Below are 12,734 nucleotides of genomic sequence, written 5' to 3' on the forward strand. Positions count from 1 at the left end.
GAAAGTACCAAAAAGGCTATCCGCAGCTCATGACTGACGGATAGCCTTTTTTTTCGTTATGTGAATGGGGGGATGATTTCTCCCCTGTTACCAAGCTATGCCTGTGGATTACCCAGCTTTGTTGCCAAATCACGCAGAGCTATCCCTCGGTGACTGATAGCCTGCTTTTGTTCCAACGTTAGCTCGGCCATTGTCTTTTCAAACTCTAGCAAATAAAACAGTGGATCATACCCAAACCCGCCGCTGCCGGCGGTTTCAGTAGTAATCCAGCCCTCCACGGAGCCTGTCGATTCCAACGTCTCGCCAGTCTGCGGATTATATAGAATCAAGGTACAGACGAATTGAGCCGGGCTTAGCAAAGGCTGTCCCGTATCATCACCCAGCTGCTTCGATTCCAGAACGTCGAGCAGCTTAATATTGTTTTCGTGATCGCTGGCACCTTCTCCAGCATAACGGGCAGAGTATACCCCCGGTGCACCGTCCAGCAAGTCCACACAGAGGCCGGAATCATCGGCCAGTACGGGCAATCCGAGCACATCTCCAACCGCTTTAGCTTTTTTCAGTGCATTTTCGGCAAAGGTTTTGCCATCTTCAACGACATCAGGAATGTCGGGATAATCGTACATGCTTCTGACTTCCTTGCCAAACGGCGCAAAGGCATGCGCGAATTCCCGCACCTTTCCTTTATTTTTCGTAGCGACAATGACGACCGGGCCATCCAGCCGCATTAGGCGCCAGCTCCTGTACGTCCAGCACCGATCTTATCAGCAATCGGTCCAAGCACTTCTTTTTGGCGCTCAATCATTTGCAGAATCCCTTGTTCGCCCAAGCTAAGCAGTTGATCCAATTCGTTACGGTCAAATGGGCTTTCTTCACCTGTACCTTGCAGCTCAACATATTTTCCGCTGCCAGTCATGACAAGATTCATGTCCACTTTGGCCTTGGAATCCTCTTCATAGTTCAGATCCAGCAATGCTTTTTCACCAACAACCCCTACGCTGACGGAAGCCAGGAAATCGGTAATTGGAAAAACAGGCAGCTTGTGCTGGGTGGCAATTTTATTGACCGCAATCGCCAACGCTACGAAAGAACCGGTAATTGAGGTTGTGCGTGTTCCGCCGTCCGCCTGAATGACGTCACAATCCAACGTAATCGTCCGTTCACCAAGCGCCTGCAAATTGACCACCGAACGCAACGCTCTTCCAATCAGACGCTGAATTTCCATGGTACGGCCTGTCAGCTTGCCACGCGCAGCTTCACGCTGATTACGGCTATGAGTCGCACGCGGAAGCATGGAATACTCTGCGGTTACCCAGCCTTTTCCTTGTCCCTTCATAAAGGGTGGTACGCGTTCTTCTACAGTAGCCGTGCAAATGACTTTCGTCTCGCCAACCTCTATAAAAACAGAGCCCTCCGCGTATTTATTTACTCCTGCTGTCAATTTCATCGGGCGCAGCTCATCACCGTTTCGTCCGTTAGATCTACTCATGCTTTTTCCTCCTACGTCGTATGCAACCTGTTCTTATATGTTTATTTTACCAAAGTGTGCAGGCAAAAGCACCCCAAGGACGATTCCCGCCCTTAAAGAGGGATTTCGTTAATATGTTGCGGCTTGGCTACAGGCTCTCCATAATTTTGATTATTTTGTCCAATCACGCTTTTTTCACCATTTAGTTCAATCCGAATTTTTGTTTTGACCGCATCATCTGAATTGTCTGCCGCTGTCAGCACAACCGATTCCAAAAATTCAGCAGGCACGGCTTCTCCCTTAGCAAACATATCATCTGAAAGAGATACCGTAATTACGTTGTCTTTGGAGCGTTCTACCGATTTCAGCGCCGTCTCCCCTGTCATCACTTCTTGTAGCCCATCCTTGGTCTGCGGCCCTTGAATCAATTGATGCAGCGCTGACTGGACACGATCTTTCTCAGGGCTAACCAACCGTGTTACAGGTACATAGTATTGAACTCCAGCAGGAGAAGAAGAAGAGAAATACACGGTGACTGGACTGGAATCCAGGGGTGTCACGCCATGACCAATTTCCAAATTAATACCTACTGCACGCGTCAATGGATGATCCAGCGGTGTGCCGCCAACAGGCATTTCGTTCAGTTTCTTGCCATCCACCCAGATCTGTACGCTCTCAATATCGGGACGGTCGGTCAGGGTCCAGGTCAAACTCTCCATTAATTTTCGTTCTTCCTGTGGCTTATAGTTGGCGAAAGATTTATTGAACTCGACAACAGCCAGCTTGTTGTTCTTGTCCACCGTCACACTTTTCACTTCTGTACCCTGGGGTATTACACCTTTAAATCCCTCTGGTAATAATCCAGCATACGGCCCGCCCTCAACCAATGTTTCCAGCGCTGACTTGGCATCTGCCTGCACATCACCTGTAGCAATCGGTAAAGATACCGGGGCCAGCAAACCGTTATGATCTTGCAAAAAAACAGCTCTCAGTTGACCTGTACTGGCAGGTGCTTTTCCGGTTACAGCCTTAATCATGGACTGCTCTGTCGTGGACGGCGGGGGGTCAATGGATGCCGATTCGTTGCCGAAAAGGCTGCAGCCCGACAACAACAGGGGTAGGGATAGCAGTCCAGCTACAGAGGTCATACGCCATGGGTGTTTTATATTCATAAGTGAAGTTCCTCCCTAACAATTTTGTACAGATTGTACTAATATGTATACGAGCCTCGCGTAAAAAATAACTACTTTTTCAGCAGACTGGACACACTGGTCATAATTGCAGTAGAAATCAGGATCTATACGAGGAGGGGAACTTCAACTTTATGGACAAGAAAAAAGCACCTTACAGCCTGAATAGTAAAAAGGTAGCCGATGCCACCCGCGAGTTGCTGCACAAGCGTGGTGTGAACCTGACTGAAATTGCAGAACTGGTCATGCTTTTACAAAAAAAATATTACCCGACCCTAACGATGGAAGAATGTATGGAGAATGTGGACAAGGTACTGATGAAGCGCGAGGTTCAAAATGCCGTGCTCACGGGCATCCAACTGGATATCCTTGCTGAACAAGGCGCTCTTCTTCCCCCATTGCAGGACATGATTGAGAATGATGAGGGATTATACGGTGTGGATGAAATTCTGGCCTTTTCCATCGTAAATGTGTACGGCAGCATTGGATTTACCAATTACGGTTATGTCGATAAGCTCAAACCAGGTGTGCTGGAACGCTTGAATGATAAAAGCCTCGGGCCGATCCATACGTTCCTGGACGACATTGTGGGCGCTATCGCAGCTTCGGCCAGCAGCCGTATCGCCCATCGCAAACAGGCAGAGCGCGAGCAGGAGCTTGGGGAAGAAAGCGCACCGAATACAACCCGTTAAACAACAAACAACGCTTGGAATACAACAGATATATATAGGGTTAGAGGAGAACTAGACATGGCAAATGTAACTGAAGGGTATACATTCCGTACGATGCAGGCTGACGATTATGATCAGGCCATTGACCTTTGGAATGGCTTAGACGGATTGGGATTAAGCGAGGCCGACTCACCGGAGCGGATTGCACGCTTTTTACAACGGAACGAAGGACTTAGCTTTGTCTGTGAGCATGATGGAAGCATCATAGGCACGATTTTGGCGGGTCACGATAGTCGCAGGGGGTTTCTGTATCATCTGGGTGTAGCCACAGCACATCGTGGTCAAGGGATCGCGCCCAGACTGGTGGATAAAGCGTTATCTGCTTTGCTGAGAGAAGGCATTGATAAATGTCATCTGTTTGTGATGGAGCATAACGCAGGGGGTCAACGCTTCTGGTCAGCTAACGGCTGGGAGAAACGGGATGGAATTTTACTATATTCCCGAGGACTAGAATAGGATCTAAGCGCTTGATCTATACAAATAGGAACACCGGGTCTGATTCAAGTCGAGCTATAAACGATCAGACCCGGTGCATAATACTCACAGCTTATTCATTAGCATTTCTAACATTTCAAGCTCAGATTACCTTTATTCATAAATTACAATCCATTTTGTGGACGCAGTGCACGTTCTACAATTCCCAGCGTGGATTGACGAGAGAAGAACCGGGACACCTGAGCTACCCAATAGTTTTGGCGACCGGAAATGATGTGACTACGCCCCTTTTCAAATGCTCTCAACGCGTTCTTCACAACGGTTTGGGGAGTTTCCCTAATTCCAATTGACGCTTCACTTGCGCCAACAATATCAAAAAACGGCGTTTCCGTTGAGCCTGGACAAAGGGCCAGAACTTTAAGCCCCCGTTTCCGATTTTCGGCCCATAGCGCTTCAGTAAAAGAAAGCACAAATGCTTTGGTTGCTCCATACACCGCCATATAAGGATCGGGCTGAAATGCAGCTGTGGAAGAAACATTGATTAATCCACCATCCCGCTTACGCAATAAATCAGGCATAAATGCATGTGTGATGTCGACTAAAGCAGCCACATTGAGCATCACTTCCTCATGCTGTCGTTCTCCTGAAACCTGCTCAAAGTATCCATAGGTGGCAAAACCCGCGTTGTTAATCAAGAGATCTACCTTTAGCTGTTGCTTTTGAACCTCCTGATGCAATGCTTGGGGTGCTCCTGATGTAGAAAGATCTAACGCAATCACCGTTGCTTTTACGTTATATTTAGCTGAGAGTTCTTTAGCCAGTGTCTTTAATTTGGTTTCATTGCGTGCTACCAAAATGAGATTACATTTCTTAGCTGCGAGCGAATAGGCAAAGGCCTCGCCAATACCGGATGAAGCCCCTGTGATCAGAGCTATTTTATTTGCGTACATAAACATGATGACAACCTCCATAGTATCGTTGTTTTATTTAAGAAACATTGTTACCACTACTCTATAATGAACTGAAGTCATCTACTATGACGACCTCAGTACACTTCATATTTACGATGGAGATGAGGATGTTTTAAATGCTACGAGCGCATTCTTCAGTGTAAATGCATACACTCCTTGAGCCATATCTACATCTGAAAAATGACCTGCAAACTGAAGATGTATGACTCCATGTAAAGCAGACCAAAACATCCGGACAACCAGCAGCGGATCATGTTCTTTCAATGCTCCCTGCTCCATAGCGTGTATGACGGTTTGCAGGATTTGAGACAGGGCCGTTGTGGTACCCTCCAAGCTCTGTTCATCCGGCTTGAAATCAGATAATGCCCCGCCAAACATCATTTTGTAATAGGCTGAATGAAGCTGCGCAAATTCCCAGTACGCCCAGCATAGAGCTTCAAGATCAGCGAGTACGCTTTCGGTAACGGGTACTTGCTGAAAGGATTCAGCCAATAGCCGACATCCATCCAGGTACATCTCATTGGCAAGACCATCCTTACTGCCGAAAATACTGTAAATAATTTTGGTGGAACAGCTTAATTTCTGCGCAACTCGCCGCACGGTCACGGCCTCTGGCCCTTCTTCCGCAAGAAGGATACATGCGGCGTCAATGACATTTTTACGGAGCAATTGCTGCTGCTGTAGCTTCACTTCCGAATAGGTTTTATAGGGATGCGATGGCTCGGTCATGATTGAATGCACTTCCTTTTGCTTATTAAAAACTGTTGCTTGATGCTACTATAATAAATTAAAGATCTACACAAGATCTCAGGAAACATTGTTTCTGTTAAGAACCATAGTATTCTAAGCCTGAGTGTTTGTCAAATAAAAAAGAACGCAATGAGTAGGTACACTTACCGCGCTCTGGTTGAATGCTTAAAAATGAAGCTATGTTTGGCGTTCCACGATCAGTAGGCAATGCCTACCCGTGTACGGATAAATTCGTAACTCTTGCATTGACGATAGGTAAAATCAGCCGTATCCGCGGTGGTAATTTGTGAGCCACCTTCAGGCAAAAAATCTTTTTCCACGCGATAAATACCTGTCCGCGCTCCATCCGGCAGATAGGTTGGACATACGATTGTCCAGTCTAGTGGCGATTCATGCAGCAATTCGTACACTCGCCGATGTTCCTCGGCTGCACGAGTGCTGCGTCGCCGGGTCTCGGAGGACTCGTACCGATACAGGTCCGGTTCGGTCCGGCTTTGCAAAATCCCTGCCGTTCCTACTGTAATGAGCCGGGAAATGGACTGCTCCTGCATGAGCCGGACCAGCAGGGCTATATTAACGGATAAGGTAGTCGTTCCATCCGTATTCAGCGCACTGATTACAGCCGTCGCCCCACCCTTCAGCGCTTGTGCTACGTCCTCTGCATTAGTGGCATCGCCTTGTACGATTTGCAGCTGATTCCCGTACCCGGGTGCGAAATCCTCCAGCTTATCCGGTGAACGAACAAGGACAGTAACGACATGACCGTCCTCTAATGCATAATCTAATATGTACCGTCCTACGCGTCCGGTAGCTCCCAGCAGCAGCAAATTCATAAAATCCTCTTTTCCGGCATGCATGCCGCTTGTCATGTTGCTTCGTCATGTCACTTGTTGGGTAGTTTTCCGCGACTATTGACGGCAAAGGGGATAGAAGCGCGTGATTGAGTCCGTCTCGCTCATAGAGGCCCGTTCACGGCGCACCAGCTCCACCAGATGAGCCAGCGTCTCGGACATGGCAAACCTTAGCTGGTGAATACCCAGCTTGCCACCAAACATGGCAATGCACAGCTCATAGGCTGTGCTGCCCTCCGGTTGGATCAGCTGCTGGAATTTATCCAGCCGTTCTTCATGATGCGCCAGCAACGCTTGCGTCCGCTCCCGAAAATAACCAAACGGATTGCGGTGCCCCGGATATGCCCACGCTACCTCCAGCTCGCCTAGACGCTGCAAGCCGTCTACATAAGACCTCAACGGCTGGGCATCGCTGCCCGGCAGCAGACTGATATTAGGAGAAATCTGCGGCAAAACTGCGTCACCGCAGAGGATAACGCCGCTATTCGGGTCATATAAGGACACATGTCCGGGCGCATGCCCTCCTGTCTCGACGGGCAGCCAACTGCGTCCACCCCATTCCAGACGAGCGTCCATTCCGGTAGGAATAACGGTAATCTCAGGCTGTGGATTCACTTGCAAATAAGCCTGCCGTATATGTAATTCCAAGGCCGACACTTGCTCCAAAGGAAAGCCATGCTGGACAAAAAAGCTAGGAAGCCTGTTCTCCATTGCGACCGTCGATTCTGGAGCGTCCCACATCATCATCGCTTCCTTATGACTTCGAGCTGACATATGTACACGAGCCTGACTTTGCTGCTGCATCCAGCCCGCCAATCCGTAATGATCGGGGTGATGATGAGTTACCACAATGTCAGAGATATCCTCAAAGGACATCCCCAGCTGTTGGAAGACATGCGCCCATTCTGCCTCGGTATCCATATTGCGCGGCCCCGGGTCTACAATCGTAAAACCGTGCTGTCCCTTGAGCACATAGCTATTCACCCAGCGCAGCGGAAAGGACATGGATATTTTGACCTGAAAGCCTCCGTCTATTCGCTCACACGGTGTAAGCTCTGGCATTTTCATGGCTTCCCATCCGCCTTTCTGTTTTAAGCCCGCACGCCGACAAAAATCATTCGAGGCGAAGCATCTTCGATATATTGATCTTCATTATAGCTTCCGTGCACCTGCTCTACGGATAGTCCGGCTTGCTCTAGCAATCCACGGAACTTTTCATACGGATATAGCTTCACTCGTTCATGATACACGCGCGCGGGTTCTCCCTCAGTAGGAGTCGTACCCAGAGCAGAGGCTGCCTCAGTGGCCGTAACAGATGCGGCTGACCGAATCGCAATTTGCTTTTTCACAAAGCCATCTTCAATGACCCGATGCTCCTCAATCCAATTTCCTTCATCCTCCCGTGACGAATGCGGTACCAAATGAGCGGTTACGTAAGCAGGGTTCAAATAATCTATGATAAAGCGTCCTCCCGGCTTCAACAACCGATATATTTCCTTTAGTACTTTAAGCTGCTCCTCATCCTTTTCAAAATAACCGAAGGAGGTGAACAAATTCATCACCGCGTCATAGCTTTCATCCAGCGGCACCTCTCTCATATCCCCTTGATGCCAACTTACCCGCCCTTCGGAATCAGCTGCACGAGCCTCTCTCAGCAGCACATTGGAAAGGTCCACACCTGTCACCTTATAACCTGCATCTGCGAGCGCAAGCGAATGACGTCCCATCCCACAGCATAAATCCAATACGCTGGAGCCTTGCGGTAATTTGAGCCAGGAGATCATTTTTTGCACTTCCTGATAGGCCCCCTGAAAGTCGCGATGCTTGTATACCAATAAATAATCTTCCCCAAAGCTTTGCTCGTACCATTCTGCCATATCGTTTCTCCTCCATGAACTCATTTCGCTCTATTACATACTATATTAGCTTTTTCAAACTGGAAACTCAAAAGCATTACGAATAAGGGTTTTACAAAATCCTGAACAACAAACATGTTACAATAATCGTTATTTGAATCCATTTCATAATACCTTCAGTAGCTTTAATAAAGAGTACATGATCCACCCCATTTTATCATTAAAATGATTCATGGGAACGCTTTTAGAAGTATTCATAAGAGAAAGGAGCAGCAAAGTTATGATTCAAATTGGACTTACGGGTTGGGGCGATCACGATGACTTGTATCCAACGGGCACCAAAGCTAACCAAAAACTAAGCGTCTATGGAAGCCATTTTCCGGTAGTAGAGATGGATAGTTCTTTCTATGCGGTGCAGCCCACAGATCGTATGGCACGCTGGGCGGCGGAAACCCCTGACTCTTTTTCATTTCTCGTCAAAGCCTATCAAGGCATGACTGGACATACCCGCGGCAAGCAGCCTTACTTCAAAACAATAGATGCCATGTACGAAGCACTGCATGCATCCATACAGCCTCTTCGCGAAGCGGGCAAGCTCAAAGCCGTACTGTTTCAATACCCACCCTGGTTCGACTGTACACGTGAGAATGTCGCTGTACTGCGAGACACGAAAAAAAGGATGGGAGAGGTCCCATCCGTACTTGAATTCAGACATCAAAGCTGGTTCACACCCGATTTTCGGAAACAAACGCTGGCATTCATGCGTGAAGAAGGTTGGATACACAGCGTATGCGACGAGCCGCAGGCGGGACCGGGGTCAGTTCCCATTGTGCCGTTGGCTACAGATGGTAATCTGACAGTCGTACGTCTCCACGGACGGAACATATCGGGCTGGAATCAAAGCTCCGCGCCTAATTGGCGGGAGGTTCGTTATCTGTATCGGTACAATGAACAAGAGTTGACCGAATGGAGAGACAGATTGCTGGAGCTGGAGCAGCAAAGCCGTGAGGTGTGCGTTATTTTCAACAACAACTCAGGTGGAGACGCCGCTGCTAACGCCAAGCAGCTCATGACCATGCTTGACATGGACCCTAAACCTTTTCCACCTCGCAAGCCACCCGAAGAAGATAACGGGCCGGAACAGCTTGAACTATTTTGAAGAACAGGCTGAGGGTGGGGAGTTGGAAATAGCCTCCCTGAGCTTGCGTTCGTTATCCAGTAAATGCGGGTCGTCAGGTAAATAGCGTAAAGCGGTTTGGTTATGCTCATACGAAGCGTCCAGCTTATCTGCATGGGCGTAGCAATGGCTGAGCCGCACATGAGGTAACCAGGAGTAGCATGGCAGCGGAACAGGTCGCATACCCGGAAGGTGATGCTGTTGCTCCAATGCCTTTTCATACCAGTATGCGGCAGTGCTCCATTCGTTTCGTGTGAAAAACCAGTCACCGATCATGCAGCACAAGTCTGATTGCGGCACACCGTATCGAAAGGAGCGTAACAGACTATCCAGCTGTTGCTCCGACTTCCCGAGGTGAAGATAGCATTCCGCCGACCGCGCACAAGCGGTAATCCGATCCTCACGGTAGCCGCTCGGCTCCTCCAACAGATGGTTGAACGCCTCTACCGCCTCGGTATATTCCTTACGGTCAAAACATTCATTGGCATGCAAATACAGCAGACGCCCCTCCAGCTTACCGCTTTCACTGATCCACCGGGCGAGAATACGTTGGTTACGGAGCGTGTGGTCTTGCATTCGGCGGTGAGTTACTGCCACATCCGAATGCACGATTTGCCCCTGAGGTATCACCAGATCCTCATGCAGACGCCCTTTCCAGCGATATTGTCGCTCACGCTTCACGAGACGGATACGGCGTGAGGTGAACAACAGTTCACCCTGCTCCCCCTCTGCCAAATGAAGTGGCATTACCACTGCGTCGATATCCATAGACAAACGCTGCTTCAAGGCACGCAGGCGCTCGCGGTCCGGCTCCAGCAGCACATCGTCCGCATCCAGCCACATGATGTAGGAACACGTCGCCTTGTCAAACGATTCATTACGGGCGGCTGCAAAATCATCCTTCCATTCAAACGTATATAGCCGATCCGTATAGCGGGCTGCTATCGTCTTCGTCTGATCCGTCGATCCCGTGTCCACAATGATGATTTCATCCATCAGGTCTGCGACCGAATCCAGACAGCGTGCAAGTGTCTGCTCCTCGTTCTTTACGATCATGCACAAGCTGATGGTCATTGGATGCTCAGTCATGACTTCACGTCATCCCCCCTTTACCTTTAGCTGAATCTGCCGTCGTTTTTCCGGTAGACTCGCCATCAGTATATGCACCTCTCCTTTCAGCCTGCGTCTTGTCTAGCTGTTCGGCACGTGCATACCTTTCCATCGGCAAAAGTTGTTCCTCCATATGCCGGATTCGCTGTACCGCCTTGTCGAGTGCGGCCTTTCGCTGATTCATTTTGCGAACATGCTGCTGCTCCACCAGTCGAAATTGTTCCTCGTCCAGTTTCATCCACTCATTCAGATGCGCTACCTCTGGTTTGACCTCACGCAGTTCTTTCGACTTCTTGCGGCCTGCAAAGCACAAATATTTGTGATGTACCTCCAGCGCTTTTTCATCAAAATAAGGATACAACACACGGGAGAGGCTCCCAGCATAGTAAGTCCGCTTGTGATCATGGAAAGGATGGTATCCATAAGGTACAGACAAGACGAGCGTTCCCTTTTTATTCAACAAGCGGTAAGCATGAGCCAGCAGGGTGTCGGGATGCGCAAAATGTTCCAAAATCTCCCCTAAAATAATGGTATCAAATCCACCGGGAGGACGCTCAAATTGTGAAATGTCCTTTAACTGAAAGTGGACTCTTCCCCGGACTGGTGCGGATTCCTGACGAAGTTCTTTTTTTGCATAAGAAATGCTGCCCTCTTCCAAATCAATAGCCGTTACCTCAAAGCCTTCCCGTCCAAGCAAAATGGACGTTATCCCCTGACTGCACCCAACATCCAGCACGGTACGCCCCTGTACATGGCGGCAAATCCAGTGAATTCTATTGCGGGTGGCTTCATGAGATTCCTCCGAATTGATCTGCCCGTAATAACGTTCGTTTACCTGATCACGGTTAGCCAACAGCGGCGCCCCCTCCATCACCAGGATGCCCCAAGATCACGACATGTCCACCTGTGCAATGTGCGGTCGCATTACGTGTATCGAAGACCAGCGGGGCATGGTCGACCAGCTGTTGGTAATCCACCACAGAATGGTCTGTCGTGATGACTACGATATCTGCACTTTCCCATAGCTGAGCATTTGCCGTTCGAGATGGGATTGCTTCACCGTTCAGCTTAAAGCTCGATACATATGGGTCGGTGAAGCTCACCGAAGCTCCCATTTTTATTAGATGTTCAAACAGGACAAGAGCTGGGGATTCCCGAACATCATCAATGTCCTTTTTGTAGGCCACACCTGCCAGAATGATTTTGGCTTTGTTTATGGCTTTACCTTTATGAGCGAGCATGGCTTCAATTCGCTCCGCAATATACAGCGGCATACGCCGATTCATGCGATCTGCCAAGTCCACGAATTCCAGTGGAAAACCATGCTGCTCGGATTTCCATGACAAGTATAGCGGATCAACCGGGATACAGTGCCCCCCGATGCCAGGTCCCGGATAAAAAGGCATATAGCCGAATGGCTTGGTTGACGCTGCATCCAGTACCTCCCATATATTGATGCCAATTTTCTCGCAGGCGGCTGTCAGCTCATTGACCATTCCAATGTTGACGCTGCGGAACGTATTCTCGAACAGCTTGGCGGCTTCCGCCACGGTTGTCGAGCTGACTGGAACAATCTGGTCCAAAAAGGAGCCATAAAAACCCACTCCCGCTGCCAGACAATCCGGCGTGCAACCGCCGATCACCTTGGGTGTGTTGCGAATATTAAAATGAATGCTGCCCGGATCAACACGTTCCGGTGAAAAGCACACATAGAAATCCTTACCTACCGTCCAGCCCCTGCGCTGCTCTATCACCGGCCGAATCAGTTCCTCGGTCGTTCCCGGATAGGTGGTGCTTTCCAGAATCAACAGTGTTTGTCTACGCAAATGAGGTATGGCCTGATCAATAGCCGTTTCAATATAGGACGTATCCGGCTGATGTCCGTCTGTCAGCGGCGTAGGCACACAAATCACGACGATGTCCGCATGCTCCAGCACCTTGATATCCGTAACTGGATGCAATTGCTGCCCGATCAGACCTTCCAATGCATCATCGCCAATGTCTATGATGTAAGACTTTCCTTGAAGCAGCTTGGCTACTTTGACAGGATCGGAATCTACACCATATACATCATAACCAGCCTGTGCCATTTCCACTGCCATGGGCAGCCCTACATAACCGAGGCCGATTACTGCAACCTTTACAGTTCCTTTAGTTATTTTTTCCATAAGCTGCAAAATACCCACCTCTTTCAT

14 protein-coding genes are annotated in these 12,734 nt (G+C 49.0%); 3 read left to right on the forward strand and 11 right to left on the reverse strand.

Going from position 1 to position 12,734, the window contains the following annotated elements; all coding sequences use genetic code 11:
- Positions 1-95: 95 nt before the first annotated feature.
- From NLX82_RS16750 to NLX82_RS16760, 3 genes are all read right to left on the reverse strand, one after another.
- Complete coding sequence (locus NLX82_RS16750; protein WP_254348667.1) at positions 96-728, reverse strand: XTP/dITP diphosphatase; 633 nt, start codon at positions 726-728, stop codon at positions 96-98.
- Complete coding sequence (gene rph, locus NLX82_RS16755) at positions 728-1,489, reverse strand: ribonuclease PH (RefSeq protein ID WP_013311675.1); 762 nt, start codon at positions 1,487-1,489, stop codon at positions 728-730. The genes NLX82_RS16750 and rph overlap by 1 nt, the downstream gene beginning before the upstream one ends.
- 92 nt (positions 1,490-1,581) lie before the next feature.
- Positions 1,582-2,640, reverse strand: coding sequence for a GerMN domain-containing protein (locus tag NLX82_RS16760; protein ID WP_023990027.1), 1,059 nt, complete (start codon positions 2,638-2,640; stop codon positions 1,582-1,584).
- 152 nt (positions 2,641-2,792) lie between these two features.
- Between NLX82_RS16760 and NLX82_RS16765 the strand changes: the two genes are divergently transcribed.
- The gene (locus tag NLX82_RS16765; protein WP_023990028.1) at positions 2,793-3,350 is read left to right on the forward strand and encodes a phosphatidylglycerophosphatase A family protein; all 558 of its coding nucleotides are present in this window, start codon (positions 2,793-2,795) and stop codon (positions 3,348-3,350) included.
- Positions 3,351-3,407: 57 nt separating this feature from the next.
- On the forward strand, positions 3,408-3,845 hold the full coding sequence (locus tag NLX82_RS16770; RefSeq protein WP_071642634.1) for a GNAT family N-acetyltransferase: 438 nt from the start codon (positions 3,408-3,410) through the stop codon (positions 3,843-3,845).
- A gap of 143 nt (positions 3,846-3,988) precedes the next feature.
- Here the strand turns inward: NLX82_RS16770 and NLX82_RS16775 are convergent, their stop codons facing one another.
- The 5 genes from NLX82_RS16775 to NLX82_RS16795 all read right to left on the reverse strand — a co-directional run bounded on the left by NLX82_RS16775 (position 3,989) and on the right by NLX82_RS16795 (position 8,273).
- A complete protein-coding gene (locus NLX82_RS16775; RefSeq protein WP_254348669.1) occupies positions 3,989-4,780 on the reverse strand; it encodes an SDR family NAD(P)-dependent oxidoreductase in 792 nt (263 codons plus the stop codon).
- A gap of 105 nt (positions 4,781-4,885) precedes the next feature.
- Positions 4,886-5,524, reverse strand: a complete 639-nt coding sequence (locus NLX82_RS16780) for a TetR/AcrR family transcriptional regulator (RefSeq protein ID WP_023990031.1) — start codon at positions 5,522-5,524, stop codon at positions 4,886-4,888.
- Between the two features lie 218 nt (positions 5,525-5,742).
- On the reverse strand, positions 5,743-6,378 hold the full coding sequence (locus NLX82_RS16785) for an NAD(P)-dependent oxidoreductase (protein ID WP_023990032.1): 636 nt from the start codon (positions 6,376-6,378) through the stop codon (positions 5,743-5,745).
- 75 nt (positions 6,379-6,453) lie between these two features.
- Positions 6,454-7,464, reverse strand: a complete 1,011-nt coding sequence (locus tag NLX82_RS16790) for an MBL fold metallo-hydrolase (RefSeq protein WP_068941731.1) — start codon at positions 7,462-7,464, stop codon at positions 6,454-6,456.
- 23 nt (positions 7,465-7,487) lie between these two features.
- Positions 7,488-8,273: a class I SAM-dependent methyltransferase gene (locus NLX82_RS16795; protein ID WP_028541526.1), complete on the reverse strand. Its 786-nt coding sequence runs from the start codon at positions 8,271-8,273 to the stop codon at positions 7,488-7,490.
- Between the two features lie 259 nt (positions 8,274-8,532).
- Here NLX82_RS16795 and NLX82_RS16800 point away from each other — a divergent pair, with 259 nt between their 5' ends.
- Positions 8,533-9,411, forward strand: coding sequence for a DUF72 domain-containing protein (locus NLX82_RS16800; RefSeq protein WP_254348670.1), 879 nt, complete (start codon positions 8,533-8,535; stop codon positions 9,409-9,411).
- Here the strand turns inward: NLX82_RS16800 and NLX82_RS16805 are convergent.
- Genes NLX82_RS16805 through NLX82_RS16815 form a run of 3 tightly spaced genes read right to left on the reverse strand, consistent with a single transcriptional unit; the run spans position 9,403 to position 12,734 of the window.
- A complete protein-coding gene (locus NLX82_RS16805; RefSeq protein ID WP_254348672.1) occupies positions 9,403-10,518 on the reverse strand; it encodes a tetratricopeptide repeat-containing glycosyltransferase family 2 protein in 1,116 nt (371 codons plus the stop codon). The two genes, NLX82_RS16800 and NLX82_RS16805, sit on opposite strands and share 9 nt — an antisense overlap.
- Before the next feature lie 4 nt (positions 10,519-10,522).
- Entirely contained in the window at positions 10,523-11,392 is an 870-nt protein-coding gene (locus NLX82_RS16810; RefSeq protein WP_075154668.1) for a class I SAM-dependent methyltransferase, read from the reverse strand.
- A complete protein-coding gene (locus NLX82_RS16815; protein WP_075154669.1) occupies positions 11,385-12,734 on the reverse strand; it encodes a nucleotide sugar dehydrogenase in 1,350 nt (449 codons plus the stop codon). The genes NLX82_RS16810 and NLX82_RS16815 overlap by 8 nt, the downstream gene beginning before the upstream one ends.

It is taken from the genome of Paenibacillus sp. A3M_27_13 (assembly GCF_024213315.1).
Lineage (GTDB): Bacteria > Bacillota > Bacilli > Paenibacillales > Paenibacillaceae > Paenibacillus > Paenibacillus polymyxa_B.

Coding starts and splice junctions, on each gene's coding strand:
- NLX82_RS16750 (WP_254348667.1), bottom strand. CDS start 728: ATGCGGCTGGATGGCCCGGTCGTCATTGTCGCTACGAAAAATAAAGGA.
- rph (WP_013311675.1), bottom strand. CDS start 1,489: ATGAGTAGATCTAACGGACGAAACGGTGATGAGCTGCGCCCGATGAAA.
- NLX82_RS16760 (WP_023990027.1), bottom strand. CDS start 2,640: ATGAATATAAAACACCCATGGCGTATGACCTCTGTAGCTGGACTGCTA.
- NLX82_RS16765 (WP_023990028.1), top strand. CDS start 2,793: ATGGACAAGAAAAAAGCACCTTACAGCCTGAATAGTAAAAAGGTAGCC.
- NLX82_RS16770 (WP_071642634.1), top strand. CDS start 3,408: ATGGCAAATGTAACTGAAGGGTATACATTCCGTACGATGCAGGCTGAC.
- NLX82_RS16775 (WP_254348669.1), bottom strand. CDS start 4,780: ATGTTTATGTACGCAAATAAAATAGCTCTGATCACAGGGGCTTCATCC.
- NLX82_RS16780 (WP_023990031.1), bottom strand. CDS start 5,524: ATGACCGAGCCATCGCATCCCTATAAAACCTATTCGGAAGTGAAGCTA.
- NLX82_RS16785 (WP_023990032.1), bottom strand. CDS start 6,378: ATGAATTTGCTGCTGCTGGGAGCTACCGGACGCGTAGGACGGTACATA.
- NLX82_RS16790 (WP_068941731.1), bottom strand. CDS start 7,464: ATGAAAATGCCAGAGCTTACACCGTGTGAGCGAATAGACGGAGGCTTT.
- NLX82_RS16795 (WP_028541526.1), bottom strand. CDS start 8,273: ATGGCAGAATGGTACGAGCAAAGCTTTGGGGAAGATTATTTATTGGTA.
- NLX82_RS16800 (WP_254348670.1), top strand. CDS start 8,533: ATGATTCAAATTGGACTTACGGGTTGGGGCGATCACGATGACTTGTAT.
- NLX82_RS16805 (WP_254348672.1), bottom strand. CDS start 10,518: ATGACTGAGCATCCAATGACCATCAGCTTGTGCATGATCGTAAAGAAC.
- NLX82_RS16815 (WP_075154669.1), bottom strand. CDS start 12,734: ATGAAAGAGGTGGGTATTTTGCAGCTTATGGAAAAAATAACTAAAGGA.